This is a genomic window from Proteus sp. MB838 (genome assembly GCF_054767435.1).
Genome location: NZ_BAABMO010000028.1, coordinates 1 through 24,273 on the forward strand (window position 1 = coordinate 1; position 24,273 = coordinate 24,273).

General features: G+C 38.2%; 14 protein-coding genes and 1 pseudogene. 5 read left to right on the top strand and 10 right to left on the bottom strand.

Translation table 11 applies throughout. The features are described from left to right. Nucleotides 1-1,371 precede the first annotated feature (1,371 nt). Nucleotides 1,372-1,800, bottom strand: coding sequence for a TonB system transport protein ExbD (gene exbD, locus ACYUCW_RS12575; RefSeq protein ID WP_004245188.1), 429 nt, complete (start codon nucleotides 1,798-1,800; stop codon nucleotides 1,372-1,374). A 6-nt stretch (nucleotides 1,801-1,806) separates the two neighbouring features. Continuing rightward, nucleotides 1,807-2,817, bottom strand: coding sequence for a tonB-system energizer ExbB (gene exbB / locus ACYUCW_RS12580; RefSeq protein ID WP_004248988.1), 1,011 nt, complete (start codon nucleotides 2,815-2,817; stop codon nucleotides 1,807-1,809). A 330-nt stretch (nucleotides 2,818-3,147) separates the two neighbouring features. On the opposite strand from exbB, the gene metC reads away from it, so the two are divergent. Both metC and ACYUCW_RS12590 read left to right on the top strand, forming a co-directional pair. Further along, complete coding sequence (metC, locus tag ACYUCW_RS12585) at nucleotides 3,148-4,341, top strand: cystathionine beta-lyase (RefSeq protein ID WP_049210075.1); 1,194 nt, start codon at nucleotides 3,148-3,150, stop codon at nucleotides 4,339-4,341. A gap of 124 nt (nucleotides 4,342-4,465) precedes the next feature. After that, on the top strand, nucleotides 4,466-5,137 hold the full coding sequence (locus tag ACYUCW_RS12590; RefSeq protein WP_004248983.1) for a DedA family protein: 672 nt from the start codon (nucleotides 4,466-4,468) through the stop codon (nucleotides 5,135-5,137). A 177-nt stretch (nucleotides 5,138-5,314) separates the two neighbouring features. Here the strand turns inward: ACYUCW_RS12590 and ACYUCW_RS12595 are convergent, their stop codons facing one another. Next, a complete protein-coding gene (locus ACYUCW_RS12595) occupies nucleotides 5,315-6,097 on the bottom strand; it encodes a class I SAM-dependent methyltransferase (RefSeq protein WP_004252617.1) in 783 nt (260 codons plus the stop codon). Between the two features lie 187 nt (nucleotides 6,098-6,284). Between ACYUCW_RS12595 and ACYUCW_RS12600 the strand changes: the two genes are divergently transcribed. The 3 genes from ACYUCW_RS12600 (at nucleotide 6,285) to ACYUCW_RS12610 (ending at nucleotide 15,675) form a co-directional block, all read left to right on the top strand. Then, complete coding sequence (locus tag ACYUCW_RS12600) at nucleotides 6,285-7,442, top strand: iron-containing alcohol dehydrogenase (RefSeq protein WP_004248982.1); 1,158 nt, start codon at nucleotides 6,285-6,287, stop codon at nucleotides 7,440-7,442. A 27-nt stretch (nucleotides 7,443-7,469) separates the two neighbouring features. Then, nucleotides 7,470-8,300 (top strand): 2,5-didehydrogluconate reductase DkgA, encoded by an 831-nt coding sequence (dkgA, locus tag ACYUCW_RS12605; protein WP_049210076.1) that lies wholly within the window; start codon nucleotides 7,470-7,472, stop codon nucleotides 8,298-8,300. Nucleotides 8,301-8,598: 298 nt separating this feature from the next. Then, nucleotides 8,599-15,675: an Ig-like domain-containing protein gene (locus ACYUCW_RS12610; protein ID WP_460408725.1), complete on the top strand. Its 7,077-nt coding sequence runs from the start codon at nucleotides 8,599-8,601 to the stop codon at nucleotides 15,673-15,675. Nucleotides 15,676-15,746: 71 nt separating this feature from the next. Here ACYUCW_RS12610 and ACYUCW_RS12615 read toward each other — a convergent pair whose 3' ends face one another. The 7 genes and pseudogenes from ACYUCW_RS12615 to lspA form a co-directional block, all read right to left on the bottom strand. Then, on the bottom strand, nucleotides 15,747-15,890 hold the full coding sequence (locus ACYUCW_RS12615; protein ID WP_012367444.1) for a Hok/Gef family protein: 144 nt from the start codon (nucleotides 15,888-15,890) through the stop codon (nucleotides 15,747-15,749). A gap of 481 nt (nucleotides 15,891-16,371) precedes the next feature. Then, nucleotides 16,372-19,599 carry a carbamoyl-phosphate synthase large subunit gene (gene carB, locus ACYUCW_RS12620; protein ID WP_460408727.1) on the bottom strand — a complete coding sequence of 1,076 codons (3,228 nt, stop codon included), beginning with the start codon at nucleotides 19,597-19,599 and terminating at the stop codon, nucleotides 16,372-16,374. A 16-nt stretch (nucleotides 19,600-19,615) separates the two neighbouring features. Continuing rightward, entirely contained in the window at nucleotides 19,616-20,779 is a 1,164-nt protein-coding gene (gene carA, locus ACYUCW_RS12625; RefSeq protein WP_004252626.1) for a glutamine-hydrolyzing carbamoyl-phosphate synthase small subunit, read from the bottom strand. Between the two features lie 435 nt (nucleotides 20,780-21,214). Continuing rightward, nucleotides 21,215-22,036, bottom strand: coding sequence for a 4-hydroxy-tetrahydrodipicolinate reductase (gene dapB / locus ACYUCW_RS12630; protein WP_012367441.1), 822 nt, complete (start codon nucleotides 22,034-22,036; stop codon nucleotides 21,215-21,217). Nucleotides 22,037-22,278: 242 nt separating this feature from the next. Further along, the gene (gene ispH / locus ACYUCW_RS12635) at nucleotides 22,279-23,232 is read right to left on the bottom strand and encodes a 4-hydroxy-3-methylbut-2-enyl diphosphate reductase (protein ID WP_004245204.1); all 954 of its coding nucleotides are present in this window, start codon (nucleotides 23,230-23,232) and stop codon (nucleotides 22,279-22,281) included. After that, a pseudogene (fkpB, locus tag ACYUCW_RS12640) lies at nucleotides 23,213-23,684 on the bottom strand (FKBP-type peptidyl-prolyl cis-trans isomerase). Before fkpB ends, ispH begins: the two are co-directional and overlap by 20 nt. Before the next feature lie 70 nt (nucleotides 23,685-23,754). After that, complete coding sequence (gene lspA / locus ACYUCW_RS12645; RefSeq protein WP_026164640.1) at nucleotides 23,755-24,270, bottom strand: signal peptidase II; 516 nt, start codon at nucleotides 24,268-24,270, stop codon at nucleotides 23,755-23,757. Nucleotides 24,271-24,273: the final 3 nt, after the last annotated feature.

The following is a 24,273-nucleotide window of genomic DNA, read 5'->3' on the forward strand; positions in this document are numbered from 1 at the left end:
TTATATAAATTGTTAAAAACTGGATTTTATAAATAATAAATAATTACATTAATATCTCTAATTTCATTACTAGATTGATTAATCAACAAAGTTATCTTCATTACGATCTTTATTGATGACTTTATCGTAATCAATACTTAAACCGTCTATATTTTAACCAGTAATCAACCTGTTTTTCTCATAATTTTTCATATAGTTATAAGTATATTCGTTTTTGGAATAACAATTTAGTGTCGTAAAAACGACTTGTTAGATAAGTAATCCATTATAACAACCGGTGGTTATCTCCCAGAAATACTCCACAATAGCTAATTAATATTATTTTGAAATTATTACTAATGGTTATTTTATAACATTGCGATTTTGCTAGTTGGATAACGCTAACTCAATTTTGATGTTAAATATTGGTAGCAAATTGATGCTTGATACTGACAAAGACAAAGTAATAATGTGTTTTTGGCACAATAGCAGAAAAATGTACCACAAAATCTAAAAACGCCTCGCGAAGAATGTTAACAATTTGTTGGTGTAGCAGGACTTGCATAGATAGATAGATAGATAGATAGATAGAAAACAACCGATGGTATAAGCGGGCTCTCGACAAGATGAAACACACATTTGCTGCGTAATAAAACAAAAAGCCATAGTACCGCGAAGTACTATGGCTTTTAAATTTATTAAAATAATAAAAATGCTATGTGTAGTTCTCTGCCTTTCTCTTTATATTTTACTCACAACCGACAAAAATATCCGTTGCAGTATAGATAAGTAAATAAAATCAACTTATCAGTAATTGAATGACTGAAAACAACGATCTACCTGGTGTAATAAAAAAAGTAAGTAACCAAAACGGAAACTTAGATAATAAATAAATTAGGCGTTGTTACAGGTTACAACATGTTTCAATTTGTAACTGGAATGCATTATATCCAATAGAATTTTTTGCGCAAGTTTTTTTTACACTTAAACCAAATAGCAATAAAAACATTATTAATCATGTGGTTATAGTCATATTTACCATAAGAACAAAAATATTTATCAAATAAAAAGTGAAAAAATATGAATAGTTAACGAATATTGATACTATTGGAACTTTAATAATAGTATCTACTTATTATTAATTGATTCAGCACATAATCACTTAAGTAATTTAATTAATACTGCTATACAAAATTTAATCTAAAGACGATTAATAACATTTAACACTAAAGCTAAATTTTATTTTAGCGCAACTATTAATATACTAGAAAAATAAATAGTACAAAAAGATAACCATATTTATATCTTTGGTGAATAAAAAAAGCACTCTATTAATCATTGCAATATGACTGATAGAGTGCTGATATTTTTAAGTATAATATGAGTAAAAAATTAGTTACCCGATGATACGGTTTCCATCCCCACTAGCCCTACTTTGAGGTATCCCGCCTTCCTTAATGAGTCCATTGCCCCCATTAAAGTTTCATAATCGACCGTTTTATCGGCTTGGAAAAAGATAGTCGTTTCTTTATTCGACTGCGTCATAGAATCCAAGACACTGGCCATCGTCTCATGAGTTACCATCTCTTCACCGATAAAAATCTGTTTATCTGATTTAATCGTCAAATAAACAGGTTTTTCTGGCCGAGGTTGAGGCTTGGCACTCGAAGCAGGTAAATTGACTTTAATATCAACCGTCGCTAAGGGGGCTGCTACCATGAAGATAATCAGCAGTACTAACATCACATCAATAAAAGGTGTGACGTTAATATCATGCAATTCATTATCTTCACCTGAATCATTACCAAGATTCATTGCCATAATTCATTACCTTGATTTGCTGTTTTCAATATCTAAGTCACGACTGACTAAGGTCACTACACCTGTTGCAATATCGCCAATTTCACCACGATAACCGGAAATCATACGTGCAAAAATATTGTAAATAATGACCGCAGGGATAGCCGCAATCAAGCCGATGGCGGTTGCTAATAATGCTTCTGCGATACCGGGGGCAACCACCGCTAAGTTGGTAGTTTGAGAATGCGCAATACCAATAAAGCTATTCATGATCCCCCAAACCGTACCAAACAAACCGATAAAAGGAGAAATTGCCCCAATGGTCGCTAAATAACCATTACCACGTCCTAATTCACGAATAATAGCCGCGACACGACGCTCCATGCGCATCTCAACACGCTCTTTAATACCAGATGCAACGTGACTATCTTGAGAGTAAGTACGCTCTAATTCAGCATCATTAAAAAAGTCGGCTGTCGCACTTTTATTGCCAAATTTTTGGCTAATCGCTAATGCCTCTTTGAGGGATTTCGCTTCTACTAATTGCGCACTTTCATTTCTTAAACGACGACGTAATGCTAATAAGTAGCTACCTTTAGCAAAGAACAGCGCCCAAGTGACAATAGAGGCGAGTAGCAAACCGATCATGACACTTTTTACCACGAGATCTGCATTGCGATACATTCCCATAACAGAGAGATCTTCAGCAAATCCCCCTCCAGTGACGATTTCAGGTGTCGCACCTTGCGTGGCATTTTCTGGCTCTAGAGCTGTCTGTGCAGCATCTCCTGTACTCGTCGATGTATTCTCTTCTGCCACTGGTGTTTCAGAAGTTGCCGTTTTGGCTGCTTCCCCCGTTGGCGTTGCCGTATTTTCTGCTGTTGGTGCAATCGTTGTAGTCGCCGTTCCCTGTGTAGAAGCGGTTGAAGAAGTGGCCGTAGTCGCAGGTTGCTCAGTTTGCTTAGCCGGTGTCGTATCCGCAAAAGCAGAGCCTGTCAGACCGATTGCCAATATAATAGAAGCTGTCAAATTACGCATCAGTTGGCCTTTTACTCTCTTTCTTATCTAATTATCTATTCAGTAATGAAGTTTCTATTTCACTACTTACCCAAAATCGTTTATTTACAATCATCCTGTTGCCATCAGGAAAAAGAGAAACGCTCAGATGATATCAAACATGAAGCATTTTGATAGTAATTATCATTACTATTTAGCCATTTTTTTTTCATTTGTCGATTTTTAAGACAATTTTTCGTTATTTCATATAACGTGAAATTTTATCAACTGTCGCGATCCTCTTTTGTACTTCAGTAAAAAATGCATTAACTTGGGGTAAACACATCATTACATAACAAGTAGGTATAAAGGATGACGCAAAAAAAACCAGAAACCTCACTACTATTAAGTGGTCGATCAAAAAAATATTCACAAGGCGCAGTAAACCCTATTATACAACGAACTTCATCCGTTATTTTTGATACGGTTGCCCAAAAACGTGAAGCCACCCAAAAACGAGCTGAAGGCGCTCTATTTTATGGGAGAAGAGGTACTACCACGCATTTTGCACTACAAGAGGCACTAACCGAACTAGAACAAGGGACCGGTTGCGCATTATTTCCATCAGGTGCAGCGGCTATTACTCAATCTATTCTTGCGTTTATTGAACAAGGTTGTCATATCCTTGTGACTGGTTCCGCTTACGATCCCACGCAAAATTTTTGTGATCAGATATTAAGTAAATTTTCTGTCACCACAACCTATTTTGATCCCTTAATCGGCACTGAAATTAGTCAGTTATTACGCCCTGAAACAAAAATTGTTTTTCTGGAATCACCCGGCTCTATTACGATGGAAGTACAAGATTTACAAGATATTATCACTGCGGTAAGACACTATAACCCAAATATTATTATAATGATTGATAATACGTGGGCAGCAGGTTTATTACTTAAACCTCTTACTTTAGGTGCTGATATTTCTATCCAATCAGCGACCAAATATATTATTGGTCACTCAGATGGTATGTTAGGTTTTGCTGTTGCTAATCAACGTTGTTGGCCACAATTACGTGAAAACACGTATTTATTAGGCCAGTGCGCAGATCCGGATACAGCTTATATGGCAGCTCGTGGTTTAAGAACCTTAGCAGTTAGAATGAAACAACATGAGAAAAGTGGATTAGAAATTGCGCGTTGGTTAAAACAGCACCCGCTAGTGGATAATGTCTACCATCCAGCACTCTCTTCTTGTCCGGGGCACACCTATTTTCAACGTGATTTTACTGGAAGTAATGGGTTGTTCTCTTTTAGTCTAAAAAAGATCCTCACCACTGAGGAATTTTCACGTTTTCTTGATAACTTATCCCTGTTTAAAATGGCCTTTTCATGGGGTGGATTTGAATCTCTTATTTTAGGCTATCATCCCAATGATATTAAAGCGATGCGACAATATGACACTCAGCCCACTCTCGCAGGAACCTTATTTAGAGTACATATCGGCTTAGAAAATATTGATGATTTAATTGAAGATCTAGAGCAAGCATTTTTACGTATTTCTAACTAATTCATCTCTTTTTTTATTAAAAAAAAGCTATCCCTGTGGTTTCACAGGGATTAAATCAAACGATCATCTTCTTTTTACGTTAGAATAGCTCTCATATAGTTTTTTTGTGATGCGAGTTCGCCGAATGGGTACATTAAAAGAGATAATTCACGCGCTACTGCAACATGATTATATGGTGCTAGCTGATCCAAATATTTTGTGGATTATTTATATTGTTCTTTTTGTTATTATTATGCTGGAAAATGGGGTTCTACCTGCCGCATTTCTACCCGGCGATACATTATTAATTCTCTGTGGTGCATTAATTGCCAAAGATGTTTTACATTTCTTGCCAACCATTATTGTGTTAGGTACTGCCGCGAGTATTGGTAGCTGGCTTGGCTTTCTGCAAGGCCGCTGGCTAAGTGATACTAAAGTGGTCAAACGTTGGATGGCTCAATTACCCGAACAATATCACCATAAAGCCAATGATCTTTTCCATCGTCGAGGCCTGTACGCACTATTAATTGGCCGTTTTATCGGTTTTGTACGTACATTACTACCAACTTTGGCCGGTTTATCTGAATTACAACAACGTCGCTTCCAACTATTTAACTGGATTAGTGGCTTCTTATGGGTCGGTCTTATTGTCTCATTAGGTTATATACTGAACCTGATCCCTTTTATTCAAAAACATGAAACATTGGTGATGAATATTCTTATGACATTACCAGTATTACTATTAACTGCCGGTTTAATTGGCTCTATTGTGATGTATATTCGTCATCGTAAAAGTAGCAATAACAGCGCCAAATAAGCCATTTCGAGTAACACCAAAAACGCCATTATTTAAAGTGAAAATAATGGCGTTTTTTATGTATTATTCGATGCTGTGACACACGTTCAGTTGTTCATTTTCTTATCTCCTATCCTATTAAGATATTTATAAAACAGATTTATTATTGTAATGGTAATATTTCAACTAATTGATTTATTATATTTTAATGGCTTTCGAAGCAAGAAATGTTGGAATATAACTATCAATTAAAAAACGAGCCTGAGGAGCAAAATCTTCAACAAAATCTTGTAATAAAAAACCTGCTCTTAATTGCCCACCAATCAAATCTGTCAACGAATGACCAAATACAAGTCCGTCTCCCTTTGCAATTTTTTCTTGCAAAATATCTGAAGGTAATGAATTTTGATCACTATAAGGCAAACGATAAGTCGGTCTCATTAATCCTTGTGCACGCAATGCCTGATTTCTGTCATCAACAAAAACTACAGGGTTATAAAAACTCGCCATAAGAACCCCGTTTTTTCTCAATACACGATAACATTCTTGCCAAACAGGATTAACATCAGGTACATAAAGATTTGAAATTGGATGAAAAACAATATCAAAACTTTCATCAGAAAATACCGATAAATCAGCCATATCCCCTTGTTGAGTAGTTAAAGCTAACTGATGTTTTTGTGCCAATTGACTATCTTTACTCAGTTGCCCTTCAGATAAATCAAAAACGGTCACAATGCCACCAGCAGCAGCTAAAATAGGTGCTTGTTGCCCACCTGCTGAAGCTAAGCAGAGTATGTTTTTACCTTTAATATCTGCTAACCACTCCTTTTTAACGGGACTCGGCGTTAAATGTACTTTCCAGTTTCCTTTTTTTGCCTCGATAATTTCTTTATCGTCCACGGGTTTAGACCATTGATTTTGCATTGCGGCTTGTTTATCCCAATGAGCTTGGTTTAATGTTAAATAATGACTTTTCATACTACTCCTTATAAATTAACTACAATTAATAACTATAGTTATGAAAAAAAGGGTTTAACACTCGCATTCATAACCCCGCTGTTATAGTCATGTCATATTATCCCGTCTATATACAGTGAAATAATTTTTCCTAATGATTTGTCATGCTACAGCATATCAAGAACATAAAATTAAGGTGGAAACAACCATGCAAAATTTCACTTATTACTCCCCCACTCGAATTCATTTTGGTCAAGGACAAATTGCAAAATTACGTTCTGAAATTGGGAAAAATGAAAGAATTTTATTAACTTATGGCGGTGGAAGTATTAAGCGCAATGGGATACTTGATCAAGTGCATGCGGCCTTACCAGGGTATCAAATTCATGAGTTTGGCGGTATTGAACCCAATCCTTCGTATGAAACGCTAATGAAAGCTGTTGCTTACGCTCGTTATCACGGTATTACTCATTTACTGGCTGTAGGAGGAGGCTCTGTTGTTGATGGAACCAAATTTATTGCGGCTGCAATACCTTATCAAGGAGAGCCTTGGGAGATTGTCACTAGCCGAGGTCAGGCAATTGAAAAAGCACTGCCATTAAGCTGTGTACTAACCCTTCCAGCAACTGGCTCTGAAACCAATTGTTTTTCCGTGATCAGTAAAAAACAAACGATGGATAAACAAAGTTTTGCTAGCCCACATGTTTATCCTCATTGCGCTATTTTAGATCCAACTGCAACGTTTTCTTTACCACCAAGACAAACCGCTAATGGCGTTGTTGACGCATTTATTCATATTTTAGAGCAATATCTCACTTATCCGGTAAATGCGCTTGTACAAGATGAGTATGCAGAAGGCCTATTAAGGATCTTAATCGAAGAAGGACCGAAAGCCCTCACCTCACCACAAGACTACGATATCCGTGCTAATATAATGTGGACAGCATCCCAAGCACTTAATGGTATTCTTGGTGTCGGTGTACCGCAAGATTGGGCAACCCATGCATTAGGCCATGAAATTACTGCATTACACGGGCTTGATCACGCACAAACCCTCGCGATTGTCTTACCCGCGCTATTAAACGAAAAACGTCAGGAGAAATACGCTAAGTTGATCCAATATGCACAAAAAGTGTGGGGGATCCATCAAGGCTCTGATGCATTTAAAATCGATAGCGCCATCAATGAGACTCGTAAATTCTTTGAACGCATGGGACTTAAAACACGGCTGTCTGACTTTAATATCAGTGAAGCGGATATTCCTGCCTTAGTGCAAAAACTGCAACAACATGGACAAACCGCACTCGGTGAACATCAGGATATCACCTTGGAAGTCAGCCAGCGTATCTATATGGCAGCACTCTAAGTACTTAAAGGCAACTGGAGGTATATAATGAGTAATCCTAAATTGATCCAACTATCTGATGGCAACACTATTCCACAACTTGGACTTGGGGTTTGGCAAGCAGATAATGATCAAGTTATTAAAGCGGTACATCATGCTTTCGACACAGGTTATCGTCTGATTGATACCGCCGCTATTTATCATAACGAAGAAGGTGTTGGTAAGGCATTAAAGCAAAACACTATTCCTCGAGACGAATTATTTATTACCACCAAATTATGGAACAACGATCAATCCCATGCTCGTGGTGCATTACTTGAAAGCCTTGAGCGATTACAACTTGATTATGTTGATCTCTATTTAATGCATTGGCCAGTGCCATCTCGCGAGCTATACCTTGACGCTTGGAAGCAGATGATTGTGTTACAAAAAGAGGGACTGGTTAAAAGTATTGGGGTATGTAATTTTAAAGAAGAGCACCTTGAGCGCATTATTACAGAAACGGGCGTTTCCCCTGTCATTAATCAGATTGAAATTCACCCATTGATGCAACAAGCTTCATTAAGAGCTTGGAATACCACCCATAATATTGTGACAGAATCATGGAGTCCTTTAGCACAAGGTGGTGAAGGCGTGTTTGATCAACCAATTATTCAGAAACTGGCAGAAAAATACCAAAAAACACCGGCACAAATTGTGTTACGTTGGCATTTAGATAGTGGCTTGGTTGTTATTCCTAAATCAGTTACCCCTTCTCGTATTGAAGAAAACTTCCATATCTTTGATTTCAAATTAGAAAAAGAAGAAGTTGCTGAAATAAAACAACTAGATAAAGGAAAGCGGTTGGGGCCTGATCCTGATACTTTTGTTGATATCTAGTATTTCACGCTCTATAAGTAAGCCAATAGTACTCTTGCTATTGGCTTTTTATTAACTATACCAATGATATATATTTTATATCATTACACTTTAAAATAAGACAAAGTAAATTTATTGTTTTTTAATATATGATTAGCGCATGTCTAACTAAGTCAAATTAAATCTTTATTTACATTTAAAATTTTCATCTGCTATTTTTTATATATTGTTAAGTTAGTTACTTAAAGTTCAGTTTCTGATATCTAAAAAAACTATAAATACGAAAATCTCATCATTATTTGTTACGATGAGTTTAAAAATGACGACGTTAAATAATGTACCTTCCCCACGCCCCAGTTCTATTACGAGAAAAGTCGCTTGGCTTAATATTTTTATACAATTAGCATTTCCTATTGTGACAACCATGCCTACGCAGACTTTTGCCAATGAGAATAATTTTAAAAAACATAATATTAGCGATATAAATCAAAAAAATACTTATCAAGTCAAAGCGGGTGACACCCCAGAATCTATTGCAAAAAAATTTAATATAAAATTATTTAAATTGATTGAAGCTAATCCACAACATGTATCGTTAACGGGTGAGCTAAAAATAAATGATGGAACTATTCTTAATATTCCTAATGAATATTTATTAAAAAAAAAGTGGCTCAATAATCAAGATGAAGCAATCCCCTCTACAGAGGGCGAAGAGCTCGCTAAGGTTATTGTTGATAATTCATTTTTACTCAATAAAGATATCGATGTAACACAATATGCAATTAGCCAAATCTCCAGTAAATCCAATCAGAAAATAGAACAATGGCTTAATCAATTTGGGCATGCGCGAGTTTCACTTTCAGCAGATAAAAATCTCACCTTAAAAAATAGCTCAGCAGAATTGTTAATTCCATTATATGAACAAAAAGAGAAGCTGATCTTTGCTCAAACTAACTATCATCGCAAAGATCTTCGTAGCCAATTTAATTATGGTATTGGTTATCGCTATTTTACTGAAAAATTTATGGTCGGCATTAATGGCTTTTATGATCATGATTTAACGCATCATCATAATCGTTTGGGAATTGGCGCCGAAATTTGGCGAGACTATTTCAAATTAAGTTCTAACCATTATCACCGTCTATCAAGTTGGCGAGCCTCTAATAATATCTTAGATTATAGTGAACGTCCTGCGAATGGTTGGGACATTCGAACAGAAGGCTATTTTCCAGCTTATCCACAATTAGGCACTAAATTAATCTTTGAACAATACTACGGTAAAGAAGTTGGTCTATTTGGCAAAGATAAACGGGACAAAAATCCACATACCTACACATTAGGGATTAATTATACTCCGATACCATTAGTCACATTAAATGCCGAGCGTCGTATTGGCTTACATGATCGTGCTGATAATAACTTAAATATCAGCTTGTCCTACCGCATAGGAGAATCACTCGCTTCACAACTTAATCCTGATAATGTCAAAGCAATACGTACATTAGCAGGAAGTCGCTATGACTTTGTTAATCGTAATAACGATATGATTTTAGAATATAAAAAGGAAACTTTAGTTTTCCTTTCTATGGTTGATTCAATAAATGGTTATGCTAAAGAGGAGCGCGATTTACAAGTTCAAGTAAAAACAAAATATCCGTTAGCTAATATTGAATGGTCCGCAAGTAAGTTAAATGCCCAAGGCGGGCAAATAAAACATCATGGTGGAACTCACTACACCGTGATTTTGCCTCAATATCAAATTGGTGCAATTGAGAAAAATAGCTATATCATTAGTGCTGTTGCCATTGATACCCATGGCAATCGTTCAGCGCCTGTTCAAACAACAGTTATTGTAGATAAATCGTTAATCAATACGCGTAATAGCCTATTTTCACCTAAACAGAGCCAACTATTCGCTAACGGTGAAGCTACCCAAAGGTTAATATTATCCATCGTTGATAATGATAATTTACCCGTTGATATTGATAGTAAAGAAATTACTTTACAGCAACAGTCTGATACAGAAAAAGGCAATAGCCGTATTTCTACTTTCTCTCGTTTAGCTGCTGGGAAATATCAATTAACGGTTACAGCAGGAAGCATACCGGAAAAATTAACCCCAACCCCCGTATTCCGTGATAATACCTTCAACTCAGCAACCGTGACACTTATTGCCGATAATCAAACTGCCCATATTGCAAAAGGCAACCTAACGGTTACAAAAGATAACGCGCCAGCCGACGGTAAAAGTCAAAATAAAATCAAAGTACGAGTCACTGATAGCAACCACAATCCATTGGCTCATTATCCAGTCAACTTTACTGCCAGTAATGGTGCTAATGTCATTAGCTCAAGAAAAACGGATGAACAAGGTGAGATTATTGCTTCAGTGACTAATACTCAAGTAGGGAGTTCGCAGATTGGTGTACAAGTAAAAGGGATAACCTATTCGACTGAAGTCCATTTTAGTGTGGATAATGATAGCGCCTATATTCCACAACAAAACTTCACGATCACACCACCACTTTCTCTAGCCGATGGTAAAACAGAAAAAACCATTTCATTACAAGTTGTTGATAAGCAAAATAATCCGATACCCGCTACTCATGTGACATTATCGGCAGATAACCAAGCACAATTAAAACAAACCATATTAACCACAGACGAGCAAGGTAAGGCGACCACCACTATGATAAGTAAAGTCGCCGGTACGGTCACCGTGAGGGCCAAAATAAACGACAAGATGACTCACGCGACAACCCAATTTATCGCCAACCAAGCTAAGGGGGTTATTGTCTCCATAACCCCATCCTCTACAACTCATGTCGCAGATGGTCAAACCCCGGTCTTCCTTACTGCATTAGTACAAGATCAGTTTGGTAAGCCGCTCCCTCATGCACAAATTAGCTGGGAAACTGAGCACGATAAAAGTATTGTTAAAATTGAACATACCACAATGACTAATGAGCAAGGGATCACCACCAACAAGTTAACCAGTACACAAGCACTCAGTGTGCGGGTAACTGCGCGTATAAATAACAATGCCTTTACTGCTGAGCCAATTACTTTTATTGCTAATGGGCAACAAGCTTTGATTAGTGAATTATTGGTTAATAAAAATCAGATTGTTGCAGATAAGCAAGATCCCGCAGAACTTACTGCAATAGTAACAGATAAACTGGGTAATCAACTTCCTGATACTATTGTTAATTGGCAAGGGAGTGCTGGTACTCAATTTGCTCAGCAACAAACTAAGACCGATGCTCAAGGTATCGCCAAAAATACGCTAACAACATCACAATCAGGTATCACAACCATCACCGCGCGATTAAATAATGGTCAACATGCACAAACTAACTTAGTTGCCGTTGCAGATCTCAAAAGTGCCACTCTCACATTAACGACATTAAATAATAAGCAATCTGCCATAGCAGATAACCAAGATAGCATTACCGTAGTAGCAAACTTAACTGATGCTTATCATAACCCATTGAAAAATATCCCTGTCTATTGGCAATCAAGTATTAATCATATTGATGAAACTACTACTCAAACAGATGAAAAAGGCAGAACGCAAGTTGTCATTTCAGGAACCAAAGCACAGCCAACAACAATTACCGCCTATTTATCAAATAAAGAGAAAAAAAGCATTCAGGTAACCTTTGTTGCGGGAGCGCCAGTGCAACAAAATAGTTATTTGACGATTGAACCACAATCTATCATTGCCGATGGTAATGCCTTTGCTGTGGGTAAAATAGACCTGCGTGATAAATTTGATAATCCGGTAATAGGTCGTAGTAACGATATTGCGTTAATTGGGGATAACAGCACCATCCAATTCAGTAAAATCACAGAAACGGCTAACGGCAATTATCAAGCACATATTAGAGGTACAAAAGCGGGACTCAGTCAAATTACCGCCACTATTGATAGTATTACGGTAACGCAATCTTTAGGATTTTTAACAGATAATAAAACAGTCAAGATCCACTCCGTTAAGGTTATGGCACCTTATACCGTAACAGCGAATGGTAAAGACAAAGTCATTATTCAAGCACAAATCACCGATAAACATAACAATCCAGTATCAAAAGGCGTTACTGTCGGTTGGATAAGTGATCTCGGTAAGCTTGCAGCACCATTAAGCATGACCAATAAGCAAGGAATAGCTGAAATTACCCTCTCAAGTACTCAGGCAGGAAAAGCGAAAGTAACGGCAGTGCTCAATAACCAACAATCTGTCAATGCTGATCACATTGTCACCTTTACGGAAGGTGATATTTCGGCCTCTCTTTCTACTGTTGCCATATTCCCTGACACTATTGTCGCAGGGGCAAATAAAGCGACCGTAACAATAACCTTAAAGGATAAAGAAGGTAATTTATTGCCCAACTTAGCCAATAAAATCACCTTAACGCCGCAGACTAATTTACAAACAACGATTACGCCCTTTAAAGAGAAACAAAAAGGCATTTATCAAGCCCAAGTGAGCGCATTAAAAACCGGAAAAACCTCGTTATCGGCTCACGTTGCTCCATTAGCAATAAAACAATCCGTTTCTTTAACGGTGCTCCCTAATAACACAACAGCAAAGGTGAAAAACTTTACTATTAGCAATATGCAACCACATGCTGGGGAGTCCATTACTTATAAAGCCTATTTGGTTGATAACCATGATAATCCTGTCGGTATAGGTGTACCTGTCGCTTGGTCAACGAATGAAGGTAGTCAACTCGAAACACCATTAACTTTTACAGATGATAATGGTGTAGCAATAGTTGGATTATCTCGACGCTCTGTCGGTGTTGCCAAAGTCAGCGCAATATTAGCAACAGGTACTTATATAGCAGATGATGTTCACTTTTTAACGGGTCACATTGATGAAACGATGTCAGAACTGTCGTTGAACCCGAGTCAAATCATTGCTAATGGCAAAGATAAGGCATTATTGACATTTGTTATTAAAGATAAAAATGGAAATATCATCCCCAACCAACAAGTAAGCGGATTTTCTAAAAATCCAACCATCAAATTTAGTCAAGCACAACAAATATCACCGGGACACTATGAGATTGAAATAACAGGAACTCAATCGGGCACAGCACAGATTGGTGTTATGGTAAATGGCACCCATTTCAAAAAACAAAAAATATTACAACTTAATGCCGATGTGACGACATGGAAAATACGCGCTGTTGAGGTTGATAGAACAACCATAACCGCAGGAGATAAAGGTGTTAACTACCAAGCGACTGTCGTTGATGCCAATAATAATGTATTACCTAATGTTATTGTGTCATGGAAATTACTCGGATCAGCAGATGATTATCATTACAGCACTTATACTAATGATAAGGGGATAGCAACGAATCGAGTGACTAGTCATGTCGCGGGACGCTTGAAGATGAGCGCTTATCTTGATTCTAATAATTATAAATCAACACAAGATATTACTGTCATGCCGGCTGAAATAGATATTCATAAATCAACCTTTAATAGTCATCGTCGTTCTATAAATGCTGATAATAAAGATAGTACGTTATTAAGCGTAAAATTAATGGATAAATACGATAATACTATTGATGGCAAGAATGTTGAGATTAAAACTATCAGTGGTAAGCCTAATTTTAGTGACAATCCATTAAAGTCAGTGGGCAATGGTGAATATCAAACAAATGTTACAGCAAATACGATGTCCGATATTATCTTAACCGCTCAAGCTGAAACAATAACTATCGCAGAGCCATTGACGATTAAAGTGGCTATCCCTAAATCTGAAATTACCTTTGAGAAACCTATCCAACAGGAAATCTACAAATCAACTGTGATTGATGCGTTAAGTTATAAAGGTGTACCACAAAATATGCAGGTAATATGGTCAAGCTCTGATCCTACTGTTGCTTCCATTGATACAACAAGTGGGCAAATCTCCATGAAAGAGGCTGGTACTACAATTATTACCTTACAAACCTTAGGTAATGAGCAATATCCATCAGCTAAAAATAGCTATCCTTTAGTGATAGAAAAAGCGCCACCAAAACTGAAAGTAACCTCTCCTCACACCATACAATCGATCTGGAATGATGGCATTACCCATCAAATAACAGCGGAATTTGATAATCCAGAGGTTAAAAATACCCCCATTCATTTCTCTAGTAGCGATACCTTGGTAGCCACCATTGATAGTAAAGGTAACTTAACCGCCATTAAACCAGGAAAAACAAAAATAGTAATACAAAGTGATGCTACAGATAAATTCCTAGCGGATAGCCAAACTGTAGACTATCAGCAAGGAAAAGCCGCACTAAGTTATTATTTTAAAAAGAATTATATTGTATTAACACCTGATTCTGCTACAGATAAATTATTGATGGCTCAAAGCCCTACGCCAGATGTACCCGTTGAAGCGAATGCAACTTGGTATAGTAGTCAACCTAACATAGTTGAAATCACCCCAGATGGGATTATCAAAAACCTTAATATTGGGCAAACAACATTAACACTTGAGGTGAAAAATAATAATTATTTTCAAGATCATGAGCAAAGCTATAACGTCATTATACAAGCATCGCCTCGCATCAAAATTAACTCATTTGAGTTTCTATCTGCGGGAGAGAGCAAATCAAATACACATTTGGATGATTTAACTTGGCAACCTTTATACACTTCAGACGATCAGTTTATTGTTAAATGGTCTTCATCAGACACACCTAAAGCGATTAACTTCGAGTTATTTGATGAAAACGGCACTTCTATCGCCTTAGAAGAAAGACAAAACTATGCACCTAAATATAATATACATGACCCAGTAAAAATTCAGGTACCGAAACAATATCTAACCAGTCCAAAACAATTAACACTAGAAGTCACAACCTTTGATAGTAATAATCAGCCTTATGTCGATCCTAAAAAGTATAAAATTAATATTGACTATTTTCCTGCCAATAACGCATATAAAATAATCTCTCTTGATTATAATTCTAAATTTATCTATACAGATACAGGTGCCCTTGCTTCATCTTGTCAAAATGGTTGGTCAACCACTACAACACATCTTATTTTAACGCCAAGATTAGTATTTAAAGGTGAGCCGAAAAACTTACTTTATCCCATTTATATTACTACGGAATTATATGATGTAACATTAAATCCATCGGATAAACTCATCGGACATATTAATGAGAAATTAACTTATCCAGATAAGATTATATTTAGCGAGCATTCTAAAAAAATAGCTGAAATATCGCCGACATCAGCACACTACGCATTAGACGAAGAATGTAGAATTAATGATTCTGGTCATGGTACGTTAAAAGCAAATATAACCATAGGTAACAGATCCAGTTATCTTAAAAAAGAATTTCATTGGGATGGCCAAATAGGGGGATATTTTTAAAGACCGGGTGCTTGTACCACATATCTCACAACTTGAACAAAAATTGGGGGGAGGAAACCTCCCCCATCAAGCTATTGATGACACATCAAAATAGCTTGAACGACCATGTTTCCGTTACTAATGTTAAGCGAACATAATCGTTCACCGACAATTAAAGCAAACATAAGTACCGTCACACAGACAACTGTAATGCCAAATAAGGTTATTTTCGTCAATTTGATTGACTCCTTTTAATAAAGGAGGCAGAATCAAGTTGTTGAGCTTTGAGACTGCCTCGGATTTTATGAAAATAAAATTCGGGGCTTTTGTCTTTTTGGCTCTAGCGCAATGCTTGAACCAAAACGATCCAAGCACCCACCGCTATAGTAGCAGAATTTTCCCTCACCTCTATACCTTACTGGTAGTATTTTTTAAAATTAATCAAATTAAAACAACATGTTACATGAATAACTAATAAATATTCTTGTTGACACTGACATCTAAAAAAGACAAAATCAATCCGCTAAAACAAAGAAATTTACTTATTTTATTTTCTTGCCTCCATTCTTGAAAAAAGATCTGCACCCACCTCTTTGTTTTGCACTCGCCCTACATGTCGTTATGTGGGGCTTTCTTTTTTCTATTACATCGAAAAAAGAAAAATCCCGAATAGGTAATTAATACCTATTCGGGATTGGTATAACAACAACTAAAAAGTTAAGATTTTTTTATCTTTGCATGCATCTCTTGGACTGAAATAACATCAATAGTAGGATCAGCACTCAATGACAGTGTTGTCGCAAATCCGCCATTTAATGTAGTGTCATAGTGAACTTTATATTGTAATGCACTACGGCGGATCAGTTTTGAATCCTCAATAGCTTGGCGACCGGCAGTCGTATTGACAATATAGTCATACTCACCATTTTTAATTCTATCTTGAATATGAGGTCGCCCTTCATGCACTTTATTCACTAGGCGAGGATTGATACCGGCTTCCCCCAAGACAATGGCAGTACCATGTGTTGCATCTAACTCAAAACCATTTTTCAATAGCTTAGTTGCTAAATCAACGACACGTTTTTTATCACCTTCACGAACCGAAAGTAGCGCTCTTCCTTTTTTCTTCATGGTGGAATTGCTACCTAACATCGCTTTAGCAAAAGCTTGTGCAAAAGTAGCACCAACCCCCATCACTTCACCGGTAGATCGCATTTCAGGCCCTAAAATAGGATCGACACCTGAGAATTTATTAAAGGGAAGTACCACCTCTTTAACCGAGTAGTAAGGAGGGATCACCTCTTTGGTAACGCCTTGCTGTTCAAGACTTTGTCCTATCATCACTCGAGCAGCAACTTTTGCTAATGGCACACCGGTTGCTTTAGAGACAAAAGGCACTGTACGTGCGGCGCGAGGATTCACTTCGATAAGATAAACATCATTACCTTTCACCGCAAACTGTACGTTCATCAACCCTTTAACGCCTAATTCAAAAGCAAGTTCACGTACTTGCTTGCGCATTATATCTTGAATATCTTGGCTTAAAGTATAAGCAGGTAGAGAGCAAGCAGAGTCTCCAGAGTGAACACCCGCTTGTTCGATATGCTCCATAATACCGCCTATCACCACTTGCTGACCGTCACAAATCGCATCAACATCTACTTCAATGGCATCATCTAGGAATCGGTCTAACAGTACGGGTGCATCATTAGAAACACTGACCGCCGTTTGGAAATAACGACGTAAATCAATTTCATCGTAAACAATTTCCATTGCTCGTCCACCAAGGACATAAGATGGACGTACCACCAGCGGGTAACCAATAGATTTTGCCTTCTCTACCGCTTCTTCTAATGTCGTCACTGTGGCATTTTCTGGTTGTTTTAACCCTAACTTATCCACGGCTTTTTGGAAACGTTCTCTGTCTTCTGCCTTATCGATTGCATCAGGACTGGTGCCGATAACAGGCACCCCTTCAGCTTCTAAAGCTCTTGCTAATTTTAATGGCGTTTGACCACCATATTGCACAATCACGCCTTGTGGTTTTTCGATCCGTACTATTTCTAATACATCTTCAAGGGTGACTGGCTCAAAATAAAGTCTATCGGAGGTATCATAATCCGTTGAAACCGTTTCTGGATTACAATTGACCATAATGGTTTCATACCCATCTTCCCGTAATGCTAGAGCGGCATGAACACAACAATAATCAAACTCTATCCCCTGACCGATACGATTTGGACCACCACCTAAGACCATCACTTTAGGTTTGTCTTGATTTGGATCCGACTCACACTCTTCTTCATAAGTGGAGTACATATAAGCGGTATCCGTAGCAAATTCTGCCGCACAAGTATCAACCCGTTTATAAACTGGGTGTAATTGATATTGTTCCCGTAGTTGGCGAATGACTTGCTCTTTCACATTCAAGATATTAGCTAGGCGTGCATCAGCAAAACCTTTACGTTTTAATTGACGCAAGAAATCAGCATTTAGACCTGCTAAACCAAGTTGTGCCACTTGCTCTTCTAGGCGAACAATCTCTTCTATTTGCACTAAGAACCAACGATCGATATTGGTGAGATTAAACACCCCATCAACCGACATTCCAGCGCGGAAAGCATCCGCGATATACCAAATGCGATCCGATCCAGCTTCTTTTAATTCACGACGAATTTTGGTGAGCGCTTCGGGATCGTCGAGGTTTACTTTAGGATCAAACCCAGTTGCACCAACCTCTAGTCCGCGTAATGCTTTTTGCATTGACTCTTGTTGAGTACGCCCAATAGCCATCACCTCACCAACAGATTTCATTTGCGTGGTTAAACGGTCATTGGTACCGGCAAATTTTTCAAAGTTAAAGCGAGGGATTTTAGTCACTACATAATCAATAGGAGGTTCAAAAGAGGCTGGGGTTCTTCCTCCAGTGATATCATTCATCAACTCATCGAGGGTATAACCTACTGCAAGTTTTGCCGCGACTTTTGCAATTGGGAAACCTGTTGCTTTTGACGCTAATGCTGATGAGCGAGAAACACGAGGATTCATTTCAATAACAATTAAACGCCCTGTTTTAGGATCAACGGCAAATTGCACATTGGAGCCACCGGTTTCAACCCCAATCTCGCGTAATACTGCCATCGAGGCATTACGCATAATTTGATATTCTTTGTCTGTTAGCGTTTGCGCTGGAGCAACCGTGATAGAGTCACCGGTATGGATCCCCATCGCATCAAAGTTTTCAATGGAGCAAACGATAATGCAGTTATCATTTTTATCGCGCACCACTTCCATTTCATACTCTTTCCAGCCAATTAATGATTCATCAATTAATAGTTCATTGGTCGGTGATAAATCTAAACCTCGAGTACAAATTTCTTCAAATTCTTCACGATTATAGGCGATCCCCCCCCCTGTTCCCCCCATAGTAAATGAAGGGCGAATAATACAAGGGAAACCCACTTGCTCAGCCACTGCAAATGCTTCGTCCATAGTATGAGCGATGCCTGAACGAGCCGTATCCAGACCAATTTTTTTCATCGCTTTATCAAAGCGTTGTCTATCTTCCGCTTTATCAATAGCATCAGCCGTTGCACCTATCATTGTTACGCCAAATTCAGCTAACACCCCTTGACGCTCTAATTCTAAGGCACAGTTTAATGCCGTTTGTCCGCCCATTGTCGGTAATATGGCATCAGGGCGCTCTTTCTCAATAATTTTTCTGACCACTTGCCAATGAATAGGCTCAATATAAGTGGCATCTGCCATTTCAGGATCTGTCATAATGGTAGCAGGATTTGAATTTACCAAAACAACACGATATCCCTCTTCGCGCAGTGCCTTACACGCTTGTGCGCCTGAATAGTCAAATTCACACGCTTGACCAATCACAATCGGGCCTGCACCTAAAATCAGGATTGTTTTAATATCTGTTCTTTTAGCCATTTTTTTCACTCCTGATTTATTTGTTTGTCACTGATTGCAGGTTTTGACGATATTGCTCAATAAGTTCAATAAAGTGATCAAAAAGCGGCGCCGCATCATGCGGCCCTGGACTCGCTTCTGGGTGACCTTGGAAACTAAATGCAGCTTTATCTGTGCGATGAATACCTTGTAGAGAACCATCAAATAGTGATTTATGTGTCACTCTTAAACAATCAGGTAACGATGCTTCATCAACAGCAAAGCCGTGGTTTTGGGCGGTGATCATCACACTGTTATTATCTAAATCTTTAACGGGATGGTTGCCACCATGATGACCAAATTTCATTTTTACGGTTTTTGCACCACTCGCCAAGGCTAATAATTGGTGCCCTAAGCAGATACCAAATACTGGAATATCGGTAGTTAAGAAAGTTTGGATGGCGTCAATTGCATAATCACAGGGCTCTGGATCCCCCGGACCATTAGAGAGAAAAATGCCATCAGGTGAGAGCGCTAACACTTCTTGGGCTGAGGTTTGTGCTGGAACCACTGTTACTCGACAGCCTCTATCCACCAGCATACGTAAAATATTACGTTTCACACCAAAATCATAGGCCACCACATGTAAAGGGAGATCTTGTGGTGATTGAGTGGCGGGCAACTCTCCTTTTAATGTCCAACTGCCTTGTGTCCATTGGTAAGGTTGTTCCACTGTCACCGTTTTCGCCAAATCCATTCCTTTTAATCCTGGAAACGCTTTTGCTTTTTCAAGCGCTTGTTTAGCATCAAGATGAGTGCCTGCGATAATACAACCGTTTTGTGCGCCTTTTTCTCTCAATAATCGCGTCAATTTACGTGTATCAATATCAGCTATCGCCACAATCTGATGACGTTTAAGGTAATCGGCTAAGCTCTCTTCGGCACGATAATTACTCATCACTAGGGGTAAATCGCGAATAATTAACCCTTGAGCATGGATAGTTGCTGATTCTTTATCTGAGGAATTAACGCCGGTATTGCCAATATGAGGATAGGTGAGAGTAACAATTTGTTGGGAGTAAGAAGGGTCGGTTAATATTTCTTGGTAACCGGTCATGGAAGTATTAAAAACGACTTCACCGATAGCAGCGCCTTCTGCGCCTATCGACCTGCCGTGGAATTCGGTCCCATCTTCTAGAACCAGTATAGCTGATTTAATCAAAACGCCCTCCAGAGAATAATAAATCACATTTCATGCATATTAATTCAGATTTAAGACTCTAAATCAATGCCAAAAACATAAATTTGGGCAAATTTTTGGCAAATTGGGCGCATTCTAAAGATCCCATGAGCAGATGTCTAGAAAAAACACTCTTTTAATTAAAAAAATATCGATCATTAGCAATTTAATCAGCTAAGTGACAATTTCCATCACCCATCTTACAAATTTAACCGTTTGCTTACCAAGATATTTTAAAAAGATGATAAAAAAAAGAAAAAAAGAGACTTAAGCGAAATTTTAACTATAAAAACGGAAGAAAACAAAGGAAGTTATTAAAAAATAAAAACAACAAACAAAAACCATACAAACAACAATAAAAACCCACAAATAATATAAATAATCATGGGTTTTCAACGAATTAAATATAAAACAAAATCATAATTCTTCTAAAGAAAGCACATCTTTCATATTATAAAGACCAGATTTTTTTTCACTTAGCCAAATAGCTGACTTAACCGCGCCATTTGCAAAGGTCATTCGACTCGATGCCTTATGGCTAATCTCTACTCGCTCACCAATATCTGCAAAAATAGCAGTGTGTTCACCCACAATATCCCCTGCACGAATAGTCGCAAAGCCAATACTGCGAGGATCACGTTCTCCTGTATGTCCAACTCGTTGATAAACCGCACAATCTTTCAGATCACGACCTAAAGTCTCTGCAATCGACTCGCCCATCGCTAAGGCCGTACCAGATGGTGCATCAACCTTATGACGATGGTGAGCTTCTACAATTTCAATATCACTATAAGATCCCATCACTTTAGCTGCCTTTTCTAATAATTTAAGCACTAAATTAACGCCAACACTAAAGTTAGCAGCAAAGACAATAGGAATAGTTTGTGCAGCACAATTAATGGCTTTTTTACCTTCTTCATCAAAACCGGTAGTTCCAATAATCATGCCTTTATGATGCTCAACACAAAATGCCAGATGGGACAACGTACCCTCTGGACGCGTAAAATCGATTAAAATATCAAATTGCCCGACTTGAGCTAATAAATTATCAGTAACAGTGATACCGATATGACCAATTCCCGCTAACTCTCCTGCATCAGCCCCTATCAATGAAGAATTAGTACGTTCAAAAGCAGCACCTAATACCACACCTTGTTGCTGATTAATCGCTTGGATCAGCTGGCGCCCCATACGCCCTCCAGCCCCCACTACGGCAAGACGAAGTTCTGTTGCAGACATAATCTATGTTCTCCTTAGTAACACTTATGATCTTTATTAATACTTTACAGATTAACGATGTCATTCGTTTGATGCCAGCATTTAACGACGATAATAAGAAAAACGAACAAAAGGATAGAGATCATCAGCAAAAGCGATGAACCGCATGATTATTCATTAAATTTTACGATTTATAAAAAAGGAGATAAAAAAAGCAGAGCCTTGGCTCTGCTTGGTAAATTAAATGTTTATAGCTATTGTTATTATTCGACTACTTTATAGTCAAGACGTAACTCTTTTGGCACTTCAAAAACAATGTTTTCTTCTCTGCCAGATAGCTCAATCACTTCTTCTGCACCAAAGGCCTTTAATCGTGCTAAGACTTGTTGAACTAAAATATCTGGTGCTGATGCTCCTGCTGTCACCCCAACAATATTGGCATGGCTTACCCATATTTCATCAATATCTTCAGCACTATCGATTAAATAAGAGGGTTTGCCTGCACGTTGTGCAAGCTCTGCTAATCGATTTGAGTTAGATGAGTTTTTAGAGCCAACAACAAACACGACATCGGCACGCTCTGCAAGCTCTCGAGCAGCTTCTTGACGATTGGTTGTCGCATAGCAGATATCATCTTTACGGGGCCCGATGATTTTAGGGAATCGTTTATTTAAGGCATCAATCACTTCGGAAGTATCATCGACGGATAATGTAGTTTGTGTCATAAAGCAAAGATTATCTTCATCTTTCACTTTTAGTTTCCATACATCATCTGGAGATTCAACCAAATACATTCCCCCTTCTGGGTTACTGTATTGCCCCATCGTCCCTTCAACTTCTGGGTGTCCGGCATGGCCAATTAAAATGGCCTCTTTACCTTTACGGCTCGCCCTTGCGACTTCCATATGTACTTTGGTCACTAAAGGACAAGTGGCATCAAAAAGCATCGTTAAATTACGAGAGCGTGCCTCTTGGCGAATAGCTTGAGAAACACCGTGTGCTGAGAAGATCAAAATAGCGTTATCCGGCACTTCGGAGATTTCTTCAATAAAAATAGCACCACGTTCGCGTAAATCATTGACTACATAGCGATTATGAACCACTTCGTGGCGTACATAAATTGGCGCGCCATAGATTTCTAATGCACGTTCAACAATGCTGATAGCTCGGTCAACACCCGCACAAAAGCCTCGTGGGTTAGCCAGCAATATTTGCATTTGTTGTTTCCTCCTGTGGATCAATACTGACGACTTCAATATCAAATGTGACATCTTGTAACGCTAATGGATGATTAAAATCGACAGTAACAGAATCTTCCGTCACTTCCTGCACAATTCCTGGCATTTCATTACCATTCATTGCCGTAAACAGCATAATGGTACCTGTTTCAGGAATACCGGATTGCGCAAAATCAGAAGGCATAAAGTATTGAATAAGATCAGGATTATATTTACCAAAAATATGCCCCCCCCGCAAGCGTGAAGGTTTTCTTTTCCCCTTCTTTAAGTCCTACCAACTCTGCTTCTAAAGCAGGCGATAAGCTTTCATCACCAAGACGAAATAACGCCGGTTTTCCATGTGCTTGTGTAGATTCAGCAACAGAGCCGTCTGCCAATTTTAAGGTGAAATTCAGCAATACCGCACTATTATTGAGGATCTGCATACTCATACTAATACCTTCTATTAAGCGTAACCCCCGCCATTAGGCAGGGGTTATTTTAGTTAACTGATCTGTCAGATTACTTCTGCTTGTTGGCTTCTTGTGGGCTGGCATTCTTATCAGGGAAAAAGCTCTCAATGATAATTAAACCTGCACCAAGACAAATAGACACATCAGCAATATTAAAAGTAGGCCAATGCCAATCACCGACATAAAAGTCCAGAAAATCGATGACAAATCCATGGATCAGACGATCAGAAAGATTACCCAATGCTCCGCCTATAATAAGCGCATAAGCAATATTACTTAGCTTGGCACTCGCTTTATTTTTATACATCATCACCACTAAGACAATGCAGATTGCCAGTGCGATTAATGCAAAAAACCAACGTTGCCATCCGCCTTTATCGGCTAAAAAGCTAAAAGCTGCGCCATAGTTATGAGCATAAGTGAAGTTGAAAAAAGGCATGACAGCCACAGATTCATACAGACGGAATGTCTGCATGAAATACTGTTTTGTACCTAAGTCCAACACCACTACAGCAATAGCCAACCAGAGCCAGCGTAAACCTGTAGAGCAAAGTGTTTTCTTCATCAA

What these genes read in the sequence shown, in the direction of transcription:
- exbD (WP_004245188.1), bottom strand. Translation starts at nt 1,800, where the DNA reads ATGGCAATGAATCTTGGTAATGATTCAGGTGAAGATAATGAATTGCAT.
- exbB (WP_004248988.1), bottom strand. Translation starts at nt 2,817, where the DNA reads ATGCGTAATTTGACAGCTTCTATTATATTGGCAATCGGTCTGACAGGC.
- metC (WP_049210075.1), top strand. Translation starts at nt 3,148, where the DNA reads ATGACGCAAAAAAAACCAGAAACCTCACTACTATTAAGTGGTCGATCA.
- ACYUCW_RS12590 (WP_004248983.1), top strand. Translation starts at nt 4,466, where the DNA reads ATGGGTACATTAAAAGAGATAATTCACGCGCTACTGCAACATGATTAT.
- ACYUCW_RS12595 (WP_004252617.1), bottom strand. Translation starts at nt 6,097, where the DNA reads ATGAAAAGTCATTATTTAACATTAAACCAAGCTCATTGGGATAAACAA.
- ACYUCW_RS12600 (WP_004248982.1), top strand. Translation starts at nt 6,285, where the DNA reads ATGCAAAATTTCACTTATTACTCCCCCACTCGAATTCATTTTGGTCAA.
- dkgA (WP_049210076.1), top strand. Translation starts at nt 7,470, where the DNA reads ATGAGTAATCCTAAATTGATCCAACTATCTGATGGCAACACTATTCCA.
- ACYUCW_RS12610 (WP_460408725.1), top strand. Translation starts at nt 8,599, where the DNA reads ATGACGACGTTAAATAATGTACCTTCCCCACGCCCCAGTTCTATTACG.
- carB (WP_460408727.1), bottom strand. Translation starts at nt 19,599, where the DNA reads ATGGCTAAAAGAACAGATATTAAAACAATCCTGATTTTAGGTGCAGGC.
- dapB (WP_012367441.1), bottom strand. Translation starts at nt 22,036, where the DNA reads ATGTCTGCAACAGAACTTCGTCTTGCCGTAGTGGGGGCTGGAGGGCGT.
- ispH (WP_004245204.1), bottom strand. Translation starts at nt 23,232, where the DNA reads ATGCAAATATTGCTGGCTAACCCACGAGGCTTTTGTGCGGGTGTTGAC.
- lspA (WP_026164640.1), bottom strand. Translation starts at nt 24,270, where the DNA reads ATGAAGAAAACACTTTGCTCTACAGGTTTACGCTGGCTCTGGTTGGCT.